The following is a 23,037-nucleotide window of genomic DNA, read 5'->3' on the forward strand; positions in this document are numbered from 1 at the left end:
GCGACACCGGGCCTGGAAAGCGGCAAGCCGCTGTTGGCTGCTTACGGCTTGCTGGCCGTAGGAAACGGCCATGCCGCCTGCGGGTTCAGAGTTGTCTGAGCCGCAGGGGCAGCCGGCGCCAGGGCTGCTTTGGCAGCGGGTGCTTTCGCGGCTTTCTTCGCAGCGGGTTTTTTTGCTGCTTTCTTGGCGGCCGGCTTTTTCGCCGGGGCTTTCTTGGCGGCCGCCTTCTTCGCTGGCGCCTTTTTCGCTGCTGCCTTCTTCGCAGGAGCTTTCCTGGCTACGGCTTTTTTCGCCGGAGCTTTTTTCGCCGCCGCTTTTTTGGCAGGAGCCTTCTTCGCTACAGCCTTCTTGGCGGGCGCTTTTTTCGCCACTACTTTTTTGGCAGGGGCTTTCTTCGCAGCGGCCTTCTTGGCCGGAGCTTTTTTCGCCGCTACTTTTTTAGCAGGAGCTTTCTTCGCAGGTGCGGCCTTTTTTGCGGCCGGTTTTTTCGCAGTTGCCATCATTTTCTCCTTGATCAAATTGCAAAGAGCACTTCATGCTTGTTGGTTTGCATGAAGCGATCCATGGTGTTGGAACAATGTCCAGCACCATGAACACGGGAACACAGGCTGTCGCCACGCTCTGCGGCGCGATCAATAGTCTGTGCGATTCTTGATTTCATTATGGTTATAGGAATGCTTCAATCCCAGGAAAGCGCACCGCCCGACTGATACTCGATCACGCGGGTTTCAAAGAAGTTGCGCTCTTTCTTCAGGTCAATCATTTCGCTCATCCACGGGAACGGATTGGTCTCGTTCGGGAACAGCTCCTCGAGTCCGATCTGCGTGGCGCGCCGGTTCGCGATGTAGCGCAGGTAGCCCTTGAACATGGAGGCGTTCATGCCGAGCACGCCGCGCGGCATGGTGTCCTCGGCGTATTTGTACTCGAGTTCCACCGCCTTCATGAACAGGGCCCGGATCTCGGTCTTGAATTCGGCCGTCCACAACTGCGGATTTTCCAGCTTGAGCTGGTTGATCAGGTCGATGCCGAAGTTGCAATGCATGGACTCGTCGCGCAGGATGTACTGGTACTGCTCGGCCGCACCGGTCATCTTGTTCTGCCGGCCCAGCGCGAGGATTTGCGTGAAGCCGACATAGAAGAACAGGCCCTCCATCAGGCAGGCAAACACGATCAGCGACTTGAGCAGCGTCTGATCGGTCTCGGGCGTGCCGGTGTGGAAGTTCGGGTCGCTGATGGCCTCGATGAACGGGATCAGGAACTCGTCCTTGTCGCGGATCGACTGCACTTCGTTGTAGGCATTGAAGATCTCGCCTTCGTCCAGGCCCAGCGACTCCACGATGTACTGGTAGGCGTGCGTATGGATGGCCTCCTCGAACGCCTGACGCAGCAGGAACTGGCGGCACTCGGGCGCCGTGATGTGGCGGTAGGTGCCGAGCACGATGTTGTTGGCGGCGAGCGAGTCGGCGGTGACGAAGAAGCCGAGGTTGCGCTTGACGATGCGCCGCTCGTCCTCCGAAAGCCCGTTCGGGTCCTTCCACAACGCGATGTCGCGTGTCATGTTGATTTCCTGCGGCATCCAGTGGTTGGAGCAGGTGGCGAGGTATTTTTCCCAGGCCCATTTGTATTTGAACGGCACCAGCTGGTTGACGTCGGTCTGGCCGTTGATGATGCGCTTGTCGGAGGCGTTGACGCGCCGGCGTTCACCGCTCGCGGCGGGTGCAAGCGTGGGAGGGGTTGCGCGCGCAGCGGCCGGCGCGGGCATCACGGCGCCGTCATTCAGGGTGCGCAGTGCGGGCTGTGGGCCGGTGGCGGGAGAGGGAGAAAAAAGAGGCGGGAGTTCCACCCCGCGGTTGTTTCGCAAACCGCTGTTTTGTGCTGCAGGCAATGAGGGCTTGACTTCTTCGTCCCAGGTCAACATAGATTTTCCAATGCTCAGATTATGAAAGCAGCGATGTGAAATGCAAAGTGCTCATTCACATCGCTGTCATATTGTGTTGCTCAATTGCATCGCAATTTAGAGATGCAGTGCGGCTTGATTTATTGGCACGACTCGCACGTCGGATCGTCAACGCCGCAGAACTGGATGTCGGTTGCCGGCATCGCGCTCATCTGCGATCGCGCGGCCGCGGCGGCGGCATCGAGTGCACTTATGCCGGCGCCGCCTTTGGCTTCCCCGCTTGAGGTCACGGCATTCAAACGGCCGGCCGTGACCGTTGATTTTTCCGCATGCGTGGCACTCATGGTGCGCAGGTAATACGTGGTCTTCAGGCCTCGCAACCAGGCCAGCTTGTAGGTGTCGTCGAGCTTCTTGCCGGAGGCGCCGGCCATGTAGATGTTGAGCGACTGCGCCTGGTCGATCCACTTCTGGCGGCGCGCCGCGGCTTCCACCAGCCAGGTGGCTTCGACTTCAAAGGCGGTCGAGTACAGCGCCTTGATTTCCTGCGGCACGCGGTCGATCGGACGCAGCGAGCCATCGAAGTGCTTGAGATCCATCACCATCACGTCATCCCACAGGCCCAGACGCTTGAGGTCGCGCACCAGGCCGCCGTTGATCACGGTGAACTCGCCCGACAGGTTGGACTTGACCGACAGGTTGCCGAAGCAGGGCTCGATCGAGGCATCCACGCCGATGATGTTGGAGATGGTGGCGGTCGGCGCAATGGCCACGCAGTTGGAATTGCGCATGCCGTCCTGGGCAATCTTGTGGCGCAGGGCCTCCCAGTCCATGGTGGAGGAGCGGTCCACTTCGACATAACCGCCGCGCGCCTGTGCCAGCAGCTCCAGCGTGTCGAGCGGCAAAACGCCCTTGTCCCACAGCGAACCCTTGTAGCTCGCATACTTGCCGCGCTCCCTGGCCAGCTCGGTGGAGGCCCAGTAGGCGTAGTAGCAGATCGCTTCCATCGACTGGTCGGCGAATTCCACCGCGGCCTGGCTCGCGTAGGGAATGCGCAGCTCGTACAGGCTGTCCTGGAATCCCATCAGACCCAGGCCCACCGGGCGGTGGCGCATGTTGGAGTCGCGTGCCTTCTTGACCGCGTAGTAGTTGATGTCGATCACGTTGTCGAGCATGCGCATCGCCGTGGTGATGGTTTTCTTGAGCTTGTCGTGATCCAGCACCTGGGTGCCGCCGGCCTGGCCTTCGGGCGCCGCCTTCAGGTGCTGCAACAGGTTCACCGAGCCCAGGTTGCAGACCGCGGTTTCGGTGTCGCTGGTGTTGAGCGTGATTTCGGTGCACAGATTGGAGGAGTGCACCACGCCCACGTGCTGCTGCGGCGAACGTACGTTGCAGGCATCCTTGAAGGTGATCCAGGGATGGCCGGTCTCGAACAGCATGGTCAGCATCTTGCGCCACAGGTCGCTGGCCTGCACCGTACGGCAAGGCTTGATCTCGCCGCGCGCCGCGCGCTCTTCGTAGGCCACGTAGGCCTTCTCGAAGTCGGCGCCGAACTTGTCGTGCAGATCCGGCACGTTGTTGGGCGAGAACAGCGTCCACTCGCCCTTTTCCATGACGCGGCGCATGAACAGGTCGGGAACCCAGTTGGCGGTGTTCATGTCGTGCGTGCGGCGGCGGTCGTCGCCGGTGTTCTTGCGCAGCTCCAGGAATTCCTCGATGTCCAGGTGCCACGATTCCAGGTAGGTGCACACGGCCCCCTTGCGCTTGCCGCCCTGGTTCACGGCCACGGCGGTGTCGTTGACCACCTTGAGGAACGGCACGACGCCCTGCGATTCGCCGTTGGTGCCCTTGATGTGCGAGCCCAGCGCGCGCACACGCGTCCAGTCATTGCCCAGGCCGCCGGCAAACTTGGACAGCAGCGCGTTTTCCTTGATGGATTCGTAAATGCCGTCGAGGTCGTCCGGCACCGTGGTCAGGTAGCACGACGAGAGCTGCGAGCGCAGCGTGCCGCTGTTGAACAGGGTCGGGGTGCTGGACATGAAGTTGAACGACGACAGCACTTCGTAGAACTCGATGGCGCGCGCCTCGCGGTCGATTTCGTTCAGCGCCAGACCCATGGCGACGCGCATGAAGAACACCTGCGGCAGCTCGATGCGGTTTTTCCGCACATGCAGGAAGTAGCGGTCGTACAGGGTTTGCAGGCCCAGGTAGTCAAACTGCAGGTCGCGCTCGGCCTTGAGTGCGGCGCCCAGTTGCTTCAGGTCGAACTGCAACAGCCGCTCGTCGAGCAGCTCGGCCTCCACGCCCTTCTTGATGCCCAGGGGGAAGTAGTCGGCATATTGCTGCGCCATCTCGGTCTGGGTGGCTTCCACGCCCAGCACTTCGCGGGTAATGGTGTGCAGCAGCAGGCGCGCCGTGGCATAGGTGTAATCGGGGTCTTTCTCGATCAGCGTGCGCGCGGCCAGGATCGACGCCTTGTAGACCTCGTCCATGGGTACGCCGTCGTACAGGTTGCGCATGGTCTCGGCCACGATCGGGTCGGGCCGGATGTCGGCACCCAGGCCGGCGCAGGCCGATTCGATCAAGGCCTGCAGCCGGTTCAGGTCCAGCGCCACGCGCTGACCACCGTCGAGCACGTGCAGCGTAGGCGCCTTGGGCGCCGCCTGCGTGGCCTGCTGTGCCCGCTCCTGGGTGCGCCGCTCCCGGTACAGCACATAGGCGCGCGCGATTTCGTGGTGGCCACCGCGCATCAGGCCCAATTCCACCTGGTCCTGCACGTCTTCGATATGGAAGGTGCCCCCGCCCGGGCGCGAGCGCATCATGGCGCGCACCACGCCCTGGGTCAGGCTGTCGACCACCTCGCGCACGCTGGCCGATGCGGCGCCCTGCGTGCCATGCACGGCCAGGAACGCCTTCATCATGGCCACGGCAATCTTGTTTGGTTCGAACGGCACGACGGAGCCGTTGCGCCGGATGATCTGGTAGTGCGCCAGCGGACTGGCAGCCAGGGCGCCCGCGCTGTCGGTTCCCCGGGTGGTGGACGTGCCTGCGGGGTGGCTGGTGCTGGCAGGGAGAGATTGGTTTGAAGTTGCTTGCATTGTTTCCTCGTCTTTCGCAATTTTTGTGGGGGCAATGGCCTGGCGGGCAGACTCGAAACGGTTGTCAAAGCCCCAGGCTGCCGCGCGATGGGGACACTATAGCTAGTGTTTCGCGCTAACTCAAGCCACTACCGGTAGTGTATCGCCCCCGAAACGGAGGATTGGCGCGCCGACCCGAAAACCTCACGGGACTGAGTGGGTTTGGACGCGCTGCGTCAGGCGCCGGTGATGGAGCCGCAGGCGTTGCCAGCGCACGCGCTGTTCCCGCAAATCAAGTCAATATGCGGCTTTCGGGGATTTTTTCCGCGCATCACCGCTTGCGGATTGGCTGCGCACTTTGGCGCATGCTTTGGCGGCGACCTGGGGATGCGGAAAATGATTCCGCAAAAATAAATTCAAGCGTCGTGAAACGGCGCCGCACCAGCGGGAAAACACCGAGTTCGCCAGCCCAGTGCGCGTTGCAAAAAAGCCCATTGAAAGCCGCTGCCCGGATCCCGCTTGCGGCCCGGGGCAATGTGTTCGTGACCGGCGATATGCGTCACCGGGTAGCGCTGCGCCAGCGCGGCGCACAGGTCCGCCAGGGTTTCGTACTGGGCGGTCTCGAACGCATCGCCCTCCAGGCCTTCCAGTTCAATGCCGATCGAGTCGTCGTTGCAGTTGTCGCGCCCGCGGTAGTGCGAGCGTCCCGCATGCCAGGCACGCGCATCGCAGCTGACGAACTGCCATAGTTCCCCATTGCGGCGAATGAAGAAGTGGGCCGACACCTGCATGCCGCGAATCGATTCGAAGTAGGGGTGGGCGCTCCAGTCCAGCGTATTGGTGAACAGCCGCAGCACTTCGTCGCCGCCGTAGTGCCCGGGCGGCAGGCTGATCGAGTGCAGCACGATCAGGTCGATCAGCGCGTTGGCCGGGCGCTCGCCGGCGTTGGGTGAGCGCAGCACGCGCGCAAAACGGTACCAGCCATCCTGCCACAAGGTGCTGGCGGCGCGGTGATCAGGGGGTGTCGTCATGCGCATCGTCACCAAACGGGGTGGTGATGTTCAGGCGTGCAATGCGGTAGCGAATCTGGCGCAGGTTCAAACCCAGTCGTGCCGCCGCGGCGGTGCGGTTGAAGCCGGTCTCGGTGAGTGTTTTGACCAGCACTTCGCGCTCCTGCTGGTCCAGATAGCTTTGCAGATCGCCCGTCACGGCAGGCGGGCCATTTGAAGGCTGTGAAGGCTGGCCCGGCACAAAGTCCACATGCAACTCACTGCCGTCGCTCAGCGCCACAGCGCGATGCAGCAGGTTTTCGAGCTCGCGCACGTTGCCGCTCAGGGGATGCGAGGCCAGTTGCGCCAGCAGGGCGCTCGAGAGCGCGGGCACCGGCATGTCGGACTCCTGGGCAATCTTGGCGAGCAGCGCCTCGCACAGGGCCGGCAGGTCGCTGCGCCGCTCGCGCAGCGGGGGCACTGCAATCTCAATCACGTTGAGACGGAAAAACAGGTCCTGCCGAAAGCGCCCGGCCGCTACGTCGGCGGCCAGATCCTTGTGCGTGGCGCTGACGATGCGCACGTCCACCGCATCCTCCTGGGTCGAGCCCAATGAGCGCACGCTGCGCTCCTGGATGGCGCGCAGCAGCTTGGACTGCATGGCCAGCGGCAGGTCGCCGATTTCATCGAGGAACAGCGTGCCTTTGCGCGCCGCCTGGAAGTAGCCATCACGGTCCTGGGTCGCGCCGGTGTAGGAGCCTTTTTTGGCGCCGAAGAATTCGGCCTCCAGCAGGTTCTCCGGAATGGCGCCGCAGTTCACGGCGACAAAGGGAGCGTCCGCACGATGACTGCAGGCGTGGATGGCGCGCGCCACCAGTTCCTTGCCGGTGCCGGACTCGCCGCGTACCAATACCGGTGCCATGCTGCGCGCCACCTTGACAATGCGCTGCTTGACCAGGCGCATCGGCTCGGAGTCGCCGACCATGCGCCGCAGCGAAGCCGGTTCGCTGTCCGGCCGATCCAGCGCGCTGGCGGCTTTGGCAGGACCCGGTGTGCCGCGGCCGCTTTTATAAATCTGGCCGGTGTCCTGGATGGCGGAGGCCACCACCGTGCGGAACTGTTTCAGGTCCACCGGCTTGGTGAGGTAGTCGAACGCGCCGGCCTTCAGGGCTTCGACCGCGTTTTCGGCGGAGCCATAGGCCGTCATCACGATGCAGCGTTCCGCACGCTGCTGCGCCTGCATGCCGGTGAGCAGTTCCATGCCCAGGCCGTCGGGCAGGCGCATGTCGGTAATCACCGCGTCGAAGCGCTTTTCTTTCAGGCAAAGCCAGGCCTCGGCCAGGTTGGCCGCGGCGTCCACGTGATAGCCCTCGCGGGTCAGCGTGAGCTCGTACAGGTCGCGCAGGTCGGGTTCGTCGTCGACGACCAGGACCTGCGCCGGAGAGGGGGAGGGGTTGGCTGACATGACTTAAGCGCGCATTGTGTCAAATGCAGGCGTGGTTGAACGAAAGGCCACAAAAAACTCATTGCCTTCACACACACCGCCGGCCAGGCGTTTGCGCGCGCGGTCATAGCCGATGACCGCACCATGGCGCTCGCACAACTCGCGGCAGATGTACAGGCCCAGGCCGCTGGAGCGACTCTCCGACGAGAAGAAGGGCTCGAACAAATGGCGCTGCACGCTGGGCTCCAGCGGAGCGCCGTCGCTCCAGACCCGCAGCGTCGCCTGTCCGGTGATGGATGCGTGGGTCGAGACCTGCAGCGAGTCCGGCGCATGGCCCGCGTAACGCAAGGCATTGTCCAGCAGGTTCACCAGCACACGGCGCAGGTGGTCTGCGTCGAATGCGACCAGGACTTTGGCCGCGTCAAGCGCCAGCCCGATCGAGCGGCCGCTGCTGGCTTGGCGCGCCCAATCCATGCAGATGTCCCGGATCGTGGCGTCCAGGCTCAGCGAGGCGGGCAGGGACAAGTCCGATTTTTGCTGTGCCCGCGATACGTCGAGTACGTCCTCGACGATGCGCGACAGTCTTTGCGCGTTCTGCTGCACCATCAGCGCCAGGCGCTGCTGCGCCGGCTCGGCCAGGTCCTCGCCGAGCAGGGCATTCGCCTGGGTGATGGCCGCCAGCGGGTTGCGTATTTCGTGCGCCACGGCGGCCGACATGCGCCCCATGGCGGCCAGCTTTTCGGTGCGCAAGCGCGCCTCCATCTCGCGCAGATCCTGCAGGAACATGACGCACAGGCTCTCGACCTCCTCTTCATGGGTCGCTGTCAGGCGCGTGCGGGCGCGCATGCGGCAGGCGTTGTGCCCCGCATGATCAATGGCCAGATCGGCGATCTGGTCGCCGCGCTGCAGAAACGTCAGGCGCGCCAGTTCGGCCACGGCGCGCCAGGCGGGCTGCGAATCCAGCACGAACGGTGCCATGGGCGCCGGCCCGTCGGCGCCGAGCAGCTGCCTTGCGGCCGGATTGGCGGCGCGCACCACGCTCCTGGCATCGACCACCAGCACGCCGTCGGTCAGGCTCTCGATCACCAGCTCGTTGACATGGGTCTGGATCCGTACCGCGAGCCCGCTGCGGCGCGCCCGCAACTCCTCACGCACCAGCCGCGAGGCGAGCTGGTGCGTCAAAAACGCGACGATGAACAAGCCGATGCCCGCCAGGCCGGCCTGCAGGAAATGCGACGCCATGTCGCCAGGGGCCTGCAGCGAGACGTGCCAGGCCTCCGCCAGCAGGATCAGGGTCACGCCGGCGGCCGTGCCCAGCGCCAGCAGGACCGAGCCGAGCACCGACGCCAATAACACGGGCAGCGCAAACAGGGGCGTGTAGTTGATCGCGCTGGTCTGCAAAAACTGCAGCGCCGAGAAGACCACGACATCCACACCGATGGTGAACACCCACTGCGGGTCGAAGCTCTGGCCCGGCCACCGCGGGCGCGCAAAAATTCGCACCGCCAGCGCCGCGGCCAAATAGGCCGCGCACAGGGCGACCAGCCATTTGTTGACCGGCTGGCCAAGCCCGTAGATCGAGCCCTGCAGCAGCAACAGCAGCAGGCCGATCATGGCGCGTGCCGTCATGAAGCCGCGCCACAGCCGCACGATTGCCAGATTTTGATGCACCGGCTGGCTGCTGCGCTCGGGCTCCAGGGGCCCAAACCAGGAGGAGGCGTCCGGCGAACGGCTCATTCAGCCCTCGGCCCGGCGCCGGTGCTCGGCGCAGCAATACAGGCCCTGCCGGCCCGCCACCGCGTCGGTCCTGGGCACATGCACCGCACACACCGGGCAGCGCACCATGTCTTGCAGCATGGGTTGAGGCGGCGGGGGGGCGTCGCGCCGCGGCGCCTGTTCGGCGTCCCGGTGCGTGCGCCACAACCAGATGCCGGCCAGCGCCACCGCCAGCATGAGGATGAACTTCATGGGGTGCGTCCCAAGATCACTTCCAGCACGAAGCGCGAGCCGACATACGCCAGCAACAGCAGCCCGGAGCCCGCATACAGGAACCGCACCGCCTTGCGTCCGCGCCAGCCAAAGCGTGCGCGCCCCAGCAGCAGCACCGCGAACGTGAGCCACGACAGGATGGAAAAAACGGTCTTGTGGTCCCACTGCCAGCCCGGGCCCGTGCCGGTCGGGCCGTACAGGGTTTCCGCGAAGAACCAGCCCGCCAGCAAGGTGGCCGAGAGCAGGATGAAGCCGACCGTCACGAAGCGGAAGGTCAGCCGCTCCAGCGTGAGCAGCGGCACGCCGGTGCGGGCGTCGCTGGCCAGGCGGATCTGCCTCTCGGCGCGCGTCATGAGCCAGGCGTGCAGCACCGCGGCCGCGAACAGGCCGTAGGACGCGATGCCCAGCGCCAGATGCAGCGGCAGCCAGGGCGAGGCGGCATGCAGGTGCGCGCCCGGAAACGCGAGCGGCAGCAGCACGGCGATGCCACCCAGCGCCGCCAGCGCCCAGCGCACCGGCAACTGCGGAAACAAATGGCTCTCCACGCCGTACATGGTCAGCACCAGCCAGGCCGTCATGGACAGCGCCGGCGCAAAGCCGAAGCGCGGCGTGTCACCCAGCAGTCCCCAGCCCAGCACCAGCGCGTGCAGCAGCCAGCCGAGCATCAACCAGGCGCGGGCCGCGGGCGCGCTCATGCGGGCGGCCGCCGCGGCCGGCACCGTGTAGGCGAGCGCGACCGCCACGCTCAGGATCTCGGTGATCGGGCTCGCACTGGGTAAAATCATGGGATACAGTTTAGCGGCTCGATTTTTCCTGCCCGACATCCCCGGCATTCACCCGTCCCCACTACAGGCTGCGCGTTCAGCGCATCGACCCTCTTCATGGCCTCCGCTCTCACCGACAAACTCTCCCGCCTCGTCAAGGAAATGCGCGGCCAGGCCCGCATCACCGAGACCAACGTGCAGGACATGCTGCGCGAGGTGCGCATGGCCCTGCTCGAGGCCGACGTGGCGCTGCCCGTGGTGCGCGACTTCATTGCGCGCGTCAAGGAAAAAGCGCTCGGGCAGGAAGTGATGGGCTCGCTCTCGCCGGGGCAGGCACTGGTCGGCATCGTGAATCGCGAGCTCAGCCACACCATGGGCGAGGGCATCAGCGACATCAACCTGGCGGCGCAGCCGCCCGCCGTGATCCTGATGGCCGGCCTGCAGGGCGCCGGCAAGACCACCACCACCGCCAAGCTGGCCAAGCACCTGATCGAAAAGCGCAAGAAGAAGGTGCTGACGGCCTCGGGTGACGTCTATCGCCCGGCTGCCATCGAGCAGCTCAGGATGGTGACGCAGCAGGCCGGGGCCGAGTGGTTCCCCAGCACGCCCGAGCAAAAGCCGGTCGACATCGCGCGCGCCGCGATCGACTACGCGCGCAAGCATTTCTTTGACGTGCTGCTGGTCGACACGGCCGGCCGGCTCGCCATCGACGAGGTGTTGATGCGCGAGATCAAGGAGTTGCACGCCGCGCTCGATCCGGTCGAGACGCTGTTCGTGGTCGATGCCATGCAGGGCCAGGACGCGGTCAACACCGCCCGCGCCTTCAAGGAGGCGCTGCCGCTGACCGGCATCATCCTGACCAAGCTCGACGGCGACTCGCGCGGCGGTGCGGCGCTGTCGGTGCGCCAGATCACCGGTGCGCCGATCAAGTTCGCCGGCACCAGCGAAAAGCTCGACGGCCTGGAGGTGTTCGACGCCGAGCGCCATGCCGGGCGCATCCTGGGCATGGGCGACATCGTGGCGCTGGTCGAGCAGGTCACGGCCGGGGTTGACGTCGAGGCCGCGCAAAGGCTCGCGGCCAAGGTCAAGAGCGGCGCGGCCTTCGACCTCAACGATTTTCTGGGCCAGCTGCAGCAGATGAAGCAGATGGGGGGCTTGTCCAGCCTGCTCGACAAGCTGCCCGCGCAGATGGCGGCCAAGGCCGGCCAGGTCGACATGAACAAGGCCGAGAAAGACATCAAGCGCAAGGAAGGCATCATCCAGAGCATGACGCCGCTGGAGCGCCGCAAGCCCGACCTGATCAAGGCCACGCGCAAGCGCCGCATCGCCGCCGGCGCCGGCGTTCACGTGCAGGAAGTGAACCGCCTGCTCAATGAGTTCGAGCAGATGCAGGGCATGATGAAGAAGATGAAGGGCGCCGGCATGATGAAAATGATGAAGCGCATGGGCGGCATGAAGGGCATGCCGAAGATGCCGTTCTGATCGACTTCACAAGAGAAATGGGCTGTCAGCCCTTGTGTGACGGACGCTAATCGCTATCAAATCGATAGTCAATGCTCAAGCGAGCAGCGCGCTTTCCTGCAGCAGCACTTCGCCGCGCAGCCAGCGCTGGCTGGCCTCGGTGATGCGCACATCCACCATCTGACCCGTGAGCCGCGGCTGGCCGGGGAACAGCACCAGACGGTTGCACTCGGTGCGCCCCGTGAACACCGCCGGGTCCTTGCGCGACGGCCCTTCCACCAGAATGCGCTGCACCGTGCCCTGGCGGCTCGCGCTGATGGCGCGCACGCTCTCGTCCAGCCGCGCCTGCAACTGCTGCAGCCGGCGCAGCTTGACCTCGTGCGGTGTGTCGTCGTGCAGGTTGGCGGCCGGCGTGCCCGGGCGCGGGCTGAAGATGAAGCTGAACGAGGTGTCGTAGCCCACGTCGTCGATCAGCTTCATCATCTTGTTGAAGTCGTCCTCGGTCTCGCCCGGAAAGCCGACGATGAAGTCCGAGCTCATGGCCAGCTCGGGCCGGATCGCGCGCAGCTTGCGGATGGTGCTCTTGTATTCCATGGCGGTGTAGCCGCGCTTCATCGCCATCAGGATGCGGTCCGAGCCGTGCTGCACCGGCAGGTGCAGATGGTTCACCAGCTTCGGCACGCGGGCATACACGTCGATCAGGCGCTGCGTGAACTCGTTCGGGTGGCTGGTGGTGTAGCGGATGCGCTCGATACCGGGGATCTCGGCCACGTACTCGATCAGCAGCGCAAAGTCGGCGATCTCTGCGGTGTCGCCCATAGCGCCGCGCCAGGCGTTGACGTTCTGGCCCAGCAGCGTGACTTCCTTCACGCCCTGGTCCGCCAGCCCGGCCACTTCGACCAGCACGTCGTCGAGCGGGCGCGACACTTCCTCGCCGCGCGTGTAGGGCACCACGCAGTAGCTGCAGTATTTGGAGCAGCCCTCCATGATGCTCACAAAAGCCGAGGCACCGTCCACGCGCGCGGGCGGCAGGTGGTCGAATTTCTCGATCTCGGGAAAGCTGATGTCGACCTGGGGGCGGTTTTGCCGTTCGCGCGCGTCCAGCAGCTCGGGCAGGCGGTGCAGCGTCTGCGGGCCGAACACGATGTCCACATACGGCGCGCGCTCGATGATGGCCGCGCCTTCCTGGCTGGCCACGCAGCCGCCGACACCGATCCTCGCACCGCGCCGGGCCAGGTGCTTGATGCGGCCCAGATCGGAGAACACCTTCTCCTGCGCCTTCTCGCGCACCGAGCAGGTATTGAACAGGATCAGGTCGGCCTCGTCCACGTTGGGCGTGGCCTCGTAGCCCTGCGCCGCGTGCAGCACGTCAAGCATCTTGCCCGAGTCGTACTCGTTCATCTGGCAGCCGAAGGTTTTGATGAAGACTTTTTTGGTCATGGCGACCTCTCATGTGGGTTGCTATTGAATCGATAGTGGCTAGTGCATGCCGGATATGGGCTGCAGGCCGATTTGGCTAAAAACCGGGGCCGCGCCAGCGCGCCGGCTTACTGCTGCGGGTACACGGGCAACTGGTTGAACGGCGTCTTGCCGTCGTCCCTGGGCGTGGTGTTGACCTCGGAGCTGAAGAGGAAATTTCGCGCCGGCTGAGCCCCCGCGCGCCGCTCCCGGGCCTCCTCGGGGTTGAGGATCCACACTTCACTGACCAGGCCGGCCGCGTCGCGCAGGTAGTTGACGGTCAGATCCTGCCCCACCAGTGCGCCCGACATCACCAGCATGTTCTGCGCGCCGTGGATGCGCGCGCCCGGCGACAGCCGATCCGCCTGCCCGTCGAGCTGGATCGCAGGCGGCGCCGTGACCACCAGCTCGCCGCGCAAGGCCGCCTTGGGAAAATTCCGGTGCATCGTCTGCATCTCCGCTTGCGCCCGGGCTTGCGAGGAAAAAGTGGCGATAGACCCCGTCAACAGGGCGCAGAGCGCTATCGAAAAGATAGCGTACGAGAATTTTGGGCAGCGGTTCATGGTTACATCCAGAGGCTGGGTTGGCAGGGCGCAATGGCAGCGCCCCAATAAAAAAAGCACTGTGCGGGACAGTGCCTTTTTTGTCAATGAGACGTTGTCTGGTGGCGCTTCACGGATTCGAACCGCGGACCTGTGGATTATGATTCCATCGCTCTAACCGACTGAGCTAAAGCGCCTGAGCCCTCAATTATAACGTGACGGCCCCGGCGCGATCTCACTGATTCTTGAACTCGGGCTTGCGCTTGTTCACGAACGCGTCCATGCCTTCCTTCTGGTCGGTGGTGGCAAACATCGCGTGGAACAGCCGGCGCTCGAACATGATGCCGTCGCTCAAGGAGCCCTCGAAGGCGCGGTTTACCGATTCCTTGGCCGCCATCACGGCGATTTGCGAGTAGTCGCAGATCATCAGCGCTGCGCCCAGCGCTTCAATCATCAATTTGTCCAGCGCCACCACGCGGCTCACCAGGCCGGCGCGCTCGGCCTCGGCGGCGTCCATCATGCGGCCCGTGAGCGCCATGTCCATGGCCTTGGCCTTGCCCACCGCGCGCGGCAGGCGCTGCGTGCCACCGGCGCCGGGAATGATGCCGAGCTTGATCTCGGGCTGGCCAAAACGCGCGTTGTCGGCCGCGATGATGAAGTCGCACATCATCGCCAGCTCGCAGCCGCCGCCCAGCGCGAAGCCGCTCACGGCGGCGATCACCGGCTTGCGGATGGAGCGGATGGTTTCCCAGTTGCGCGTGATGTAGTCGCCCTTGTAGACGTCGGCAAAGCCGTAGGTCGCCATGGCGCCGATGTCGGCGCCGGCGGCAAAGGCCTTCTCGCTGCCGGTGACGATCATGCAGCCGATCGCCGCGTCGGCGTCGAAGCCCTTGAGGGCGTGGCCCAGCTCGTCCATCAACTGGTTGTTCAGCGCGTTGAGCTGTTTCGGGCGGTTCAGGGTGACGACGCCGACCTTGCCGCCTTCGGTGCGGACCGTGATCAATTCGTAATTCATGGACATCTCCGGATTATCTGTTGCAATAGCAAACTATAACCAACGACCCACCAAGGGAAACCATTAACCGACCGATCGGTCGGCCAATGGTAAATTCCGTTTCAGGAGACACGCATGACCGAACCCACCCCCCCATCCACCGTCTTGTACAGCGAGCAGGGCGGCATCGCCGTCGTGACCCTGAACCGCCCGCAGTCCCTCAACAGTTTCACGCGCCAGATGCACCACGACCTGTGGGCCGCGCTGGACCGCGCCGAGGCCAACCCCGCCATCCGTGCGCTGGTGATCACCGGGGCCGGGCGCGGCTTTTGCGCGGGCGCGGACCTGGCCGAGTTCGACTTTGCACCTGGCCCCGGCCTGGTCGAGCGCGCCAATCCCGGTCCGGTCATCGACCAGGCCTTCAATCCCACGGCGCGCCGCCTGCAGGGCCTGCGCATGCCCACGATCGCGGCGGTGAACGGCGTCGCGGCCGGCGCCGGCGCCTCGCTGGCCATGACCTGCGACATCGCGATTGCCGCGCCCACGGCCAGCTTCATCCAGGCCTTCAGCAAGATCGGCCTGATTCCCGACGCCGGCGGCAGCTGGTTCCTGGTGGAGCGCCTGGGCCTGGCGCGCGCCATGGCGCTGGCCATGACCGGCGACAAGCTGGCGGCCGCGCAAGCCAAGGAGTGGGGCCTGATCTGGGACGTGGCGGACGACTGCGTGGCCGCTGCCATGGAGATGGCGCAGCGCCTGGCCGTCATGCCGACCAAGGCGCTGGTGGCGACCCGCCAGTTGCTGCGCGAGGCCGGCACGCGCACGCTGCACCAGCAGCTCGACGCGGAGCGCGACACCCAGTCGGCCCTGGGGCGCACGCACGACTACATCGAGGGCGTGACGGCCTTCCTGGAAAAGCGTCCGGCGCAGTTCAAGGGGGAATGATGGACGCCGCAGCGTTGGCTAAGCGCGTGGGCGAATCGATGTTCGCCGTCGACACCGCGTCGAAGGACTTCATGAAGATGGAGCTGGTCAGCTGCCAGCCCGGGCGCGCCACGATGCGCATGACGGTGCGCGAAGAGCACCTGAACGGCCACCAGATCTGCCATGGCGGGCTGATCTTTACGCTGGCCGATTCCACTTTTGCCTTCGCCTGCAACAGCCATAACAAGGTCACCGTGGCGGCAGGCTGCAGCATCGAATTTTTGAAGTCGGGACAACTGGGCGACGTGCTGACCAGCGAGGGCGTGGAGCAAACCCTGAGCGGGCGCCACGGCATCTACGACATCAAGGTCAGCAACCAGCATGGCGAGCTGATTGCGTTGTTTCGCGGCAAGAGCGCGCAGATCAAGGGCCACATCATTGAGGGAACGTCATGAGCCATTTGACGGCATTTGCGCTCGAGCCGATCGAAAAAGCCAGCCTCGACGAGCTGCGCGCGCTGCAGCTCAAGCGGCTGCAGGCCACGCTGGTCCACGCCTACACCCATTCGCCGGCCTACCGCGCCAAGTTCGACGCGGCCGGGGTGCACCCGCACGATTGCCGCAGTCTGGCCGACCTGGCCAGATTTCCGTTCACCAGCAAGAAGGACCTGCGCGAGCACTACCCGTTCGGCATGTTCGCCGTGCCGCGCTCTTCGGTGGTGCGCATCCATGCCTCCAGCGGCACCACCGGCAAACCCACGGTGGTGGGCTACACCGCGCGCGATATCGACACCTGGGCCACGGTGATGGCGCGCAGCATTCGCGCCAGCGGCGCGCGCCCCGGCGACATGGTGCACGTGAGCTATGGCTACGGCCTGTTCACGGGCGGCCTGGGCGCGCACTACGGCGCGGAAAAGCTCGGCCTCACGGTGGTGCCATTCGGCGGCGGCCAGACCGAAAAGCAGGTACAGCTGATCCAGGACTTCCAGCCCGACATCATCATGGTCACGCCCAGCTACATGCTGGCGATTGCCGACGAGTTCGAGCGCCACGGCATCGACCCGGCCAGCTCCTCGCTGCGCATCGGCATCTTCGGCGCCGAGCCCTGGACCAACGACATGCGCCTGGCGATCGAGCAGCGCATGGGGATCGACGCGGTGGACATCTACGGCCTCAGCGAGGTCATGGGCCCGGGCGTGGCCAACGAGTGCGTCGAGACCAAGGACGGCCCGACCATCTGGGAAGACCATTTCTACCCCGAAATCATCGACCCCCACACGGGCGAGTCGCTGCCCGACGGTGAGCTGGGCGAACTGGTGTTCACCAGCCTGACCAAGGAGGCGCTGCCCATCATCCGCTACCGCACGCGCGACCTCACGCGGCTGCTGCCCGGCACGGCGCGCACCATGCGCCGCATGGAAAAAATCACCGGCCGCAGCGACGACATGATGATCATCCGCGGCGTGAACGTGTTCCCGACGCAGATCGAGGAGCTGATTCTCAAGCGCGCCGAACTGGCCCCGCATTACCAGTGCATCCTGACGCGCGAGGGGCCGATGGACAACCTTACGGTGGCGGTGGAGACGCGCCCCGGCGTGTCGCCCGAGAGCCTGGAAGCGCGTGCCAGCGCCCAGCTGCTGCAGCACGAGATCAAGGTCTATGTGGGCTCCAGCGTGCAGATCGAGCTGCGACCCGAGGGCGGCATCGAGCGCAGCGTGGGCAAGGCCAGGCGGGTCGTGGACCAGCGCTAGCGCTGCTCGATCTTGTCGACGATCAGGTCCACGTAGTTCTGCTCATCCAGATTCAGGCGCACGCGCACCGGCAGGTATTGCAGGCTCGGCGCAAACCACATCTCCACCATGATGGTGCCGCGCGGACTGCCCGGCGGGCGCGGCTTGATGTGAAAGGCCTGCACCGGGCCGAGCCGCGGGGTGGGTACCGTGACTTCTTCGGGCACGTCGTAGGTCCACAGGTCCACGCCGCCGGGGCGCGCCAGCCACACGTCGAACGAGTGGCCCACCTGCAGCGCGGTCTGCCCGGTGTTGAACTGCCAGGCGAGCTCGACGAACTGGCTGATCGTGTCCTGCACCCCTTGCGGGCGCGCCACCTGGTTGCCATTGGGCAGCACGATGCTGTGCTCGTCCAGCACGATGCTGCGGCGCCGGCTGCGCACCAGCTCCTCATAGACGCGCGGAAACAGGCCCGGCGGCGTGATGCTGCCCTGGCTGGTCATGCTCATGCTGAGCAGCCAGCCGATGTTGACCTCGATGCGGGACTGGTACTGGTCGCCCTGGCGTTGCCACAGCACCTGGGCGTCGCCGTGCAGCGCGCCGCGGTAGTTGCCGCTGAGACGATAGGTCAGGCGCGTGTCGTCGGGCCAGATGTCCAGGTAGTTCGTGGTGGCATGGGGGTTGGCGCTGTCGTCCAGCGGCGTGACGCTGTCGGTGCCGGCCTGGATGGATGCCGGCGCTTCGGGGGCGCTGGCGGCCGCGGTGGCGGCGCTGCTCGTCGCCTCGGGCGCGGAGGCGGTGGGCTCCGGCGGCGCCGCGGAGGCGGGTGGCTGTGGTGGCGCGGCGGCTTCGATTGCTATTGATTTAGTAGCTTTATGTGCGCGTGTGGCATGGGCTGGCGCTGCTTTTCTCTCAAGAACGGGCGGCGGCGCCGGGGCCGTGGGCACGATCTCGCGCGTCAGCATCGGCGCGGCCATGGGCCGCAGCACCGAGGTCTCCTGCCAATGGGCGGCCAGCCAGGCCAACACGGCCCAGTGCGCCAGCAACACGACCAGCGTCAGCGCGGCAACCGTGCGGCCTAATCCTGGGATGCGAGCCACGGCTTGGCCAGTGCGGCGTCGCGCAGGGCCAGACGCCACGTGGTGATGGCGGGGGGCAGGGCCAGCGCCAGCCGCAGCAGGCGCTTGTCGCGCGCGATGATGACGGTCACTTTTCTGGAGCGCCCCGCGTACAGCAGCAGCTCGTCGAGCTTGCTCAGGCGCCAGCTGCTGGGCGAGGCTTTGGTGCCGACTTCGACGCCCAGCCATTCGTCGCCCGCAGCCAGACCGGCGCGCTCGGCCGCTCCGCCGCGCAGCACGGTCTTGACCTGGATGCCGTTGCTCTCGGCGACACGCAGGCCGAGTCGCTGCGCCAGCTGGGCCGGCTCGTCGAGCACGGCCACGCCGTGGCGCTCGAGCAAGTCCTGCAGCGGCAACTCGCGCGTGCCGTGCACCCACTGCGCGATCTCCTTCGAGAAGGAGCGCCCGCCCAGCTCCTGCAGCACCGCGGCGAAGTCGGCCTCGGTCATGGGGCCGGCCTGGCAGCGCTGCCACAGGGCGCGCATCACGTGGTCGAGCGTGGTGTGGCCCTCCAGGCGCAGCGTCAGGTCGAAACACAGCGCCACCAGCGCGCCCTTGGTGTAGTAGCTCACCGTGGCGTTGGGCGTGTTCTCGTCGACCCGGTAGTACTTGACCCAGGCGTCGAAACTGGCCTGCGCGACCGACTGCAGCGCGCGCCCCGGCGTCTGCTGCACCTGGTTGAGGGTCTTGTTCAGCAGGCGCAGGTAGCCGGCATCGTCGATCAGGCCGGCGCGGCGCAACAGCAGGTCGTCGTAGTAGCTGGTGAAGCCCTCGAAAAACCACAGCAGCTGCGTGTAGTTTTCCTGCGTGTAGTCGTAGCGGGCGAACTCCTTCGGGCGCAGGCGCTTGACGTTCCAGGTGTGGAAGTATTCGTGGCTGATCAGACCCTGCAGCGTCGTGTAGCCCTCGGGCGGTTTTTTCTCGCCGAGCCGCGGCAGGTCCCGGCGGTTGCAGATCAGCGCCGTGCTGGTGCGATGTTCCAGCCCGCCGTAGCCATCGTCCACGGCGTTCAGCATGAACAGGTAGTTTTTGTGCGGCGCCCGGGCTCTGGCGCGGGCGCCCGCGCCAAAGGCGCCATGCCAGAAGCGGATTTCGGCCTCGCAGATTTTCTGCGCGTCCGCCAGCAGCCGTTCGAAGTCGAACGAGGGCGGCGCGCCGGCCACGACAAAGCGGTGCGGCACGCCGCCGGCCACGAAGGTGCCGCTCAAGAACGTGCCCATTTCCACCGGACAGTCCACCAGTTCGTCGTAACTGGCCGCGAGGTAGTGGCCGAACCCCTTTTTATCAATTTTTTGGGCTGTAGCCGGCGTAACCACCTGCCAGTGCGCTATGGATTGACTGGCAACCAGCTCCAGTCCGTGCGGCCGATCCTCGTGCCCCTCGACGCGCAGGCACAGGCTGGTGCCGTTGAAAAAGCCGCGTGCGGCATCCAGCCACGCGGTACGCACCGAAGGGTCCAGCGCATACACCTCGTAGCTCAGCACCAGCGGTTGGGCCGGCAGGCATTCCACCTCCCAGCTGCATTTGTCGAGTTGGCGCAGCGGGGCAGCCCTGGTGCCCTGACGCGCCTGCAGGTTCTGCAGGTTCTTGGAGAATTCGCGCACCAGGTAGCTGCCCGGGATCCACACCGGCAACGCCACGCGCTGCTGTGCGGCGGGCTCGGCAATGGTCAGCGTGACGCGGTACAGGTGTGCGTGCAGGTCGGCCACCTCCACGCGGTAGTGCAGGGGCGGAACCATCAAGCGGGACTTCAAGATGCGCGGCCGATGGGTCTATTTGGCGGCGGCCAGCTGCTTTTCGACCTGCTGCGCGTCGATGTAACCCGGCACGCGTGAGCCGTCGGTGAAGAACAGGGTCGGCGTGCCGGTGATCTTGTAGCGGGTCGCGAACGCCAGGTTGCGCGTCAGCGCCGTGGTGTCACACGTGGCGGCCGGCGGTGCGGCGTCCTTCAGCATCAGGTCCTGCCAGGCCTTGGCGCGGTCCTTGGCGCACCACACGTTCTTCGACTTTTCGGGCGAGTCGTGCCCCAGGATGGGCAGCAGGAACATGTGGATGGTGACGTTGTTGACGGATTGCAGGTCGCGCTCGAAGTGCTTGCAGTAGGGACAGTTGGGGTCTTCGAACACCGCCAGCTTGCGCTTGCCGTTGCCGCGCACCACGGTGAAGGCGTCCTTCAGCGGCAGGGCGGCGAAGTCCACCGCCGTGAGTTTGTCCACGCGTTCTTCGGTCAGGTTGCGGCGCAGCTTGGTGTCGATCAGGGCGCCCTGGATCAGGTAGTTGCCCTCCGAGTCGGTGTACAGGATGTCGGAGCCGTTCACGCGCAGCTCGTACAGGCCGGGCATGCCGGTTTTGCTGACCTCATCGATCTTCGGCATTTGCGGCACGCGCTCGGCCAGGTTCTTGCGAATCACCGCCTCCTGGGCGCTGGCGCCCAGGCAGCTCGTCAAGGCGGCCACCGCGAGCACCGTGTGCAGCAGGGTTTTCAGTAATTTCGTCATCATGGTTCCGGTTGTTTTCAATTCCTGCCGTGGCGGCGGCGATTTGGTTCAAGTCCGGCGCAGCCCCATCGCCTGCCGTGCCAGCCAGGTCTTCAGCGGCCCGCTGTGTTCAAACCCGTTCATGCCCCAGTTGCGCAAGGCCTGCAAGGGCCCCGCGCCGCGTGCAAACAACTGCTGCAGGCCGTCGGTGGCCAGCCCCATCGAGAGCACCTCGGCCTTGCGCGCGCGCTCATAGCGGCGCAGCAGCCGCAGGTCGCCCACGCTGCGCCAGTAGTCGCGCGCGTGCAGCACGCCGGCCAACTCCGCCGCATCGGCCAGGCCCAGATTCAGCCCTTGCCCGGCCAGCGGATGCACCGTGTGGGCGGCGTCCCCGGCCAGCGCCCAGCTTTTCCCTGCGTGCGTGCCGACCCAGCGAACGGCTCGCGCCAGTTGCAGCGGCCAGGCGGCGCGCTCGCTGTCCAGCGTCAGCGTGCCCAGGGCGTTATGGCTGGCGACGCCGAGCTGCCGTGCAAATTCTTCGGGGCTCAGGGCCAGCAACTGCGCCGCACGCTCCTGAGGGACAGACCACACAATCGCCACCGAGTTCCCCTGGTCACCGCCCAGCGGCAGGAAAGCCAGGATCTCGTTGTTCGCAAACCACTGGCGCGCGATCTGGCCGTGCGGCTTTTCACAAACCAGCCGGGCCGCAATGGCCCGCTGCGGATACGGTGTGACGTCAAAATCGATGCCGAATTCCGCGCGCGCGCTGCTGGCGCGGCCCTCGCAGATCACGGTCAGTGCGGCGCTCTGCGGCGCGTCCACGACCTCGACCAGCGGCTGATAGCGCACCGCCTCGGCCAATTGGGCCTCGAGGGCGGGCACATCGACAATCCAGGCCAGCGCCGGCACGCCCTGCGCGGCGGCGCTGAAGTTGACCTCGCCGCCGTCATCGCCGCACACCTGCATGCCCAGCACCGCGGTGGCGAAGGCATCAATGGGCCAGCCGCGCAGTGATTCGAGCAGTGCGCGCGCCGCGGCGTTGAGCGCATAGGCGCGCACATCGGCGGCGGCTGCGGCCGGCGCCGTGGGCCCGGCCACCAGCGCCACGCGCAGCCGGTCGCGCGCCAGCAGCAAGGCGAGCGTGCGGCCCACCACGCCGGCGCCGCGAATACACACATCAAAGGGTTGAGCCATAAGCCCACAATTGTAGGAGGCGGGGCAAAATCGGAGCTTTCGTTGAAAGGATGACCCCGTGACCTCTTCCAGCCCCGACGTGACGGGCCGTATTGCGCGGCTGTTCCTCTACCCGATCAAATCGTGCGCCGGCATCGAGGTGCAAGAGGCCCTGCTGCTGGAAACCGGGCTGGAGTGGGACCGCGCCTGGATGGTGGTGGACGAGGCCGGCGACTTCGTGACGCAGCGCACGCTGGCGCGCATGGCGCTGATCCGCCCGCAGCTCAAGACCTCCGAGATGGTGCTGCGCGCGCCCGGCATGCTGGCCCTGCATGTGGCGCTGGACGCCGTGGAGCAGCCCGCGCGCGTGCGGGTCTGGGACGACGTGGTGGACGCCTGGGACATGGGTGCGCTGGCGGCCCAGTGGTTCAGCGACTTTCTGGGCCAGAAGCTGCGGCTGGTGCGCTTCGATCCCGATGTGCAGCGCCTGTCCAGCCTGAAGTGGACCGGCGGCGTCGAGGCGCCGGTCCAGTTCAATGACGGATTTGCGCTGCTGGTGACCAGCGACGCGGCGCTGGACGATCTCAACACGCGCCTGGCGGCGGGCGGCCACGCGCCGGTGGGCATGGAGCGCTTTCGCCCCAACGTCGTGCTGTCGGGCGTGCAGGCGCACGACGAAGACCATCTGGACACCCTGCACGTGGCGACCGAGCCCGGCCCGGCGCAGCTCAAGCCCGTCAAGCCCTGCGTGCGCTGCCCGATTCCCAATGTCGACCCCGCCAGCGGCATCCCCAGCCCCGAAGTCGGCGACACCTTGCAGACCTACCGGCAGGACGCGCGCATGAACGGCGGCATCACCTTCGGCATGAATGCCATCGTGCTGGCCGGTGCCGGCCAGCTGCTGCGCGTCGGCCAGAGCGTGGCGGCGGACTACGTTTTCGACTGACAGCGCCAAACCGGGCCGGCGCCTGCGTCGCTTGGGTCGCTTACACTTGGCCCCTGATTTT

20 protein-coding genes and 1 tRNA gene are annotated in these 23,037 nt (G+C 65.7%); 5 read left to right on the plus strand and 16 right to left on the minus strand.

All coding sequences use genetic code 11. The features are described from left to right. Positions 1–41 precede the first annotated feature (41 nt). The 8 genes from B0E49_RS18395 to B0E49_RS18435 all read right to left on the minus strand — a co-directional run bounded on the left by B0E49_RS18395 (position 42) and on the right by B0E49_RS18435 (position 10,178). Positions 42–500: a histone H1-like DNA-binding protein gene (locus B0E49_RS18395; protein WP_077564206.1), complete on the minus strand. Its 459-nt coding sequence runs from the start codon at positions 498–500 to the stop codon at positions 42–44. Positions 501–679: 179 nt separating this feature from the next. After that, positions 680–1,918, minus strand: a complete 1,239-nt coding sequence (locus tag B0E49_RS18400) for a ribonucleotide-diphosphate reductase subunit beta (RefSeq protein ID WP_077564024.1) — start codon at positions 1,916–1,918, stop codon at positions 680–682. 119 nt (positions 1,919–2,037) lie between these two features. Then, positions 2,038–4,992, minus strand: coding sequence for a ribonucleoside-diphosphate reductase subunit alpha (locus tag B0E49_RS18405; RefSeq protein ID WP_077564025.1), 2,955 nt, complete (start codon positions 4,990–4,992; stop codon positions 2,038–2,040). A 395-nt stretch (positions 4,993–5,387) separates the two neighbouring features. After that, the gene (ampD, locus tag B0E49_RS18415; RefSeq protein WP_286138109.1) at positions 5,388–6,002 is read right to left on the minus strand and encodes a 1,6-anhydro-N-acetylmuramyl-L-alanine amidase AmpD; all 615 of its coding nucleotides are present in this window, start codon (positions 6,000–6,002) and stop codon (positions 5,388–5,390) included. Beyond that, positions 5,986–7,425: a sigma-54-dependent transcriptional regulator gene (locus B0E49_RS18420; protein WP_077564028.1), complete on the minus strand. Its 1,440-nt coding sequence runs from the start codon at positions 7,423–7,425 to the stop codon at positions 5,986–5,988. Before B0E49_RS18420 ends, ampD begins: the two co-directional genes overlap by 17 nt. A 3-nt stretch (positions 7,426–7,428) precedes the next feature. After that, positions 7,429–9,141, minus strand: a complete 1,713-nt coding sequence (locus B0E49_RS18425; RefSeq protein WP_077564029.1) for a sensor histidine kinase — start codon at positions 9,139–9,141, stop codon at positions 7,429–7,431. Then, the gene (locus B0E49_RS18430; protein WP_077564030.1) at positions 9,142–9,372 is read right to left on the minus strand and encodes a PP0621 family protein; all 231 of its coding nucleotides are present in this window, start codon (positions 9,370–9,372) and stop codon (positions 9,142–9,144) included. Next, positions 9,369–10,178, minus strand: a complete 810-nt coding sequence (locus B0E49_RS18435; protein ID WP_077564031.1) for a cytochrome C assembly family protein — start codon at positions 10,176–10,178, stop codon at positions 9,369–9,371. Before B0E49_RS18435 ends, B0E49_RS18430 begins: the two co-directional genes overlap by 4 nt. 96 nt (positions 10,179–10,274) lie before the next feature. Between B0E49_RS18435 and ffh the strand changes: the two genes are divergently transcribed. Further along, positions 10,275–11,639: a signal recognition particle protein gene (ffh, locus tag B0E49_RS18440; protein WP_077564032.1), complete on the plus strand. Its 1,365-nt coding sequence runs from the start codon at positions 10,275–10,277 to the stop codon at positions 11,637–11,639. Positions 11,640–11,714: 75 nt separating this feature from the next. Here ffh and miaB read toward each other — a convergent pair whose 3' ends face one another. The 4 genes from miaB to B0E49_RS18460 all read right to left on the minus strand — a co-directional run bounded on the left by miaB (position 11,715) and on the right by B0E49_RS18460 (position 14,633). Then, the gene (miaB, locus tag B0E49_RS18445) at positions 11,715–13,058 is read right to left on the minus strand and encodes a tRNA (N6-isopentenyl adenosine(37)-C2)-methylthiotransferase MiaB (RefSeq protein ID WP_077564033.1); all 1,344 of its coding nucleotides are present in this window, start codon (positions 13,056–13,058) and stop codon (positions 11,715–11,717) included. A gap of 107 nt (positions 13,059–13,165) precedes the next feature. Further along, positions 13,166–13,522, minus strand: a complete 357-nt coding sequence (locus B0E49_RS18450; protein ID WP_286138110.1) for a hypothetical protein — start codon at positions 13,520–13,522, stop codon at positions 13,166–13,168. 216 nt (positions 13,523–13,738) lie between these two features. Next, positions 13,739–13,815: transfer RNA gene (locus tag B0E49_RS18455), tRNA-Met, on the minus strand. 38 nt (positions 13,816–13,853) lie between these two features. Beyond that, entirely contained in the window at positions 13,854–14,633 is a 780-nt protein-coding gene (locus tag B0E49_RS18460; RefSeq protein WP_077564035.1) for an enoyl-CoA hydratase, read from the minus strand. 114 nt (positions 14,634–14,747) lie between these two features. Between B0E49_RS18460 and B0E49_RS18465 the strand changes: the two genes are divergently transcribed. From B0E49_RS18465 to paaK, 3 genes are read left to right on the plus strand one after another with little or no spacing between them, the layout of a single operon-like run. Then, the gene (locus tag B0E49_RS18465) at positions 14,748–15,554 is read left to right on the plus strand and encodes an enoyl-CoA hydratase-related protein (protein ID WP_077564036.1); all 807 of its coding nucleotides are present in this window, start codon (positions 14,748–14,750) and stop codon (positions 15,552–15,554) included. Next, positions 15,551–15,988, plus strand: a complete 438-nt coding sequence (gene paaI, locus B0E49_RS18470; protein ID WP_144264621.1) for a hydroxyphenylacetyl-CoA thioesterase PaaI — start codon at positions 15,551–15,553, stop codon at positions 15,986–15,988. Before B0E49_RS18465 ends, paaI begins: the two co-directional genes overlap by 4 nt. Next, positions 15,985–17,283: a phenylacetate--CoA ligase PaaK gene (paaK, locus tag B0E49_RS18475; protein WP_077564038.1), complete on the plus strand. Its 1,299-nt coding sequence runs from the start codon at positions 15,985–15,987 to the stop codon at positions 17,281–17,283. Before paaI ends, paaK begins: the two co-directional genes overlap by 4 nt. On the opposite strand, the gene B0E49_RS18480 is transcribed toward paaK, so the two are convergent. Genes B0E49_RS18480 through B0E49_RS18495 form a run of 4 tightly spaced genes read right to left on the minus strand, consistent with a single transcriptional unit; the run spans position 17,280 to position 22,051 of the window. Beyond that, positions 17,280–18,362 (minus strand): DUF3108 domain-containing protein, encoded by a 1,083-nt coding sequence (locus B0E49_RS18480; RefSeq protein WP_077564039.1) that lies wholly within the window; start codon positions 18,360–18,362, stop codon positions 17,280–17,282. The two genes, paaK and B0E49_RS18480, sit on opposite strands and share 4 nt — an antisense overlap. After that, complete coding sequence (locus B0E49_RS18485) at positions 18,341–20,119, minus strand: M61 family metallopeptidase (RefSeq protein ID WP_077564040.1); 1,779 nt, start codon at positions 20,117–20,119, stop codon at positions 18,341–18,343. Before B0E49_RS18485 ends, B0E49_RS18480 begins: the two co-directional genes overlap by 22 nt. A gap of 33 nt (positions 20,120–20,152) precedes the next feature. Further along, the gene (locus B0E49_RS18490) at positions 20,153–20,878 is read right to left on the minus strand and encodes a DsbC family protein (RefSeq protein ID WP_502688714.1); all 726 of its coding nucleotides are present in this window, start codon (positions 20,876–20,878) and stop codon (positions 20,153–20,155) included. A 48-nt stretch (positions 20,879–20,926) separates the two neighbouring features. Beyond that, positions 20,927–22,051: an FAD-dependent monooxygenase gene (locus B0E49_RS18495; protein WP_077564042.1), complete on the minus strand. Its 1,125-nt coding sequence runs from the start codon at positions 22,049–22,051 to the stop codon at positions 20,927–20,929. Between the two features lie 58 nt (positions 22,052–22,109). Between B0E49_RS18495 and B0E49_RS18500 the strand changes: the two genes are divergently transcribed. Next, positions 22,110–22,976 carry an MOSC domain-containing protein gene (locus B0E49_RS18500; RefSeq protein WP_077564043.1) on the plus strand — a complete coding sequence of 289 codons (867 nt, stop codon included), beginning with the start codon at positions 22,110–22,112 and terminating at the stop codon, positions 22,974–22,976. The last annotated feature ends 61 nt before the right edge of the window (positions 22,977–23,037 follow it).

It is taken from the genome of Polaromonas sp. C04, assembly GCF_002002705.1.
Taxonomy (GTDB): domain Bacteria; phylum Pseudomonadota; class Gammaproteobacteria; order Burkholderiales; family Burkholderiaceae_C; genus Rhodoferax_A.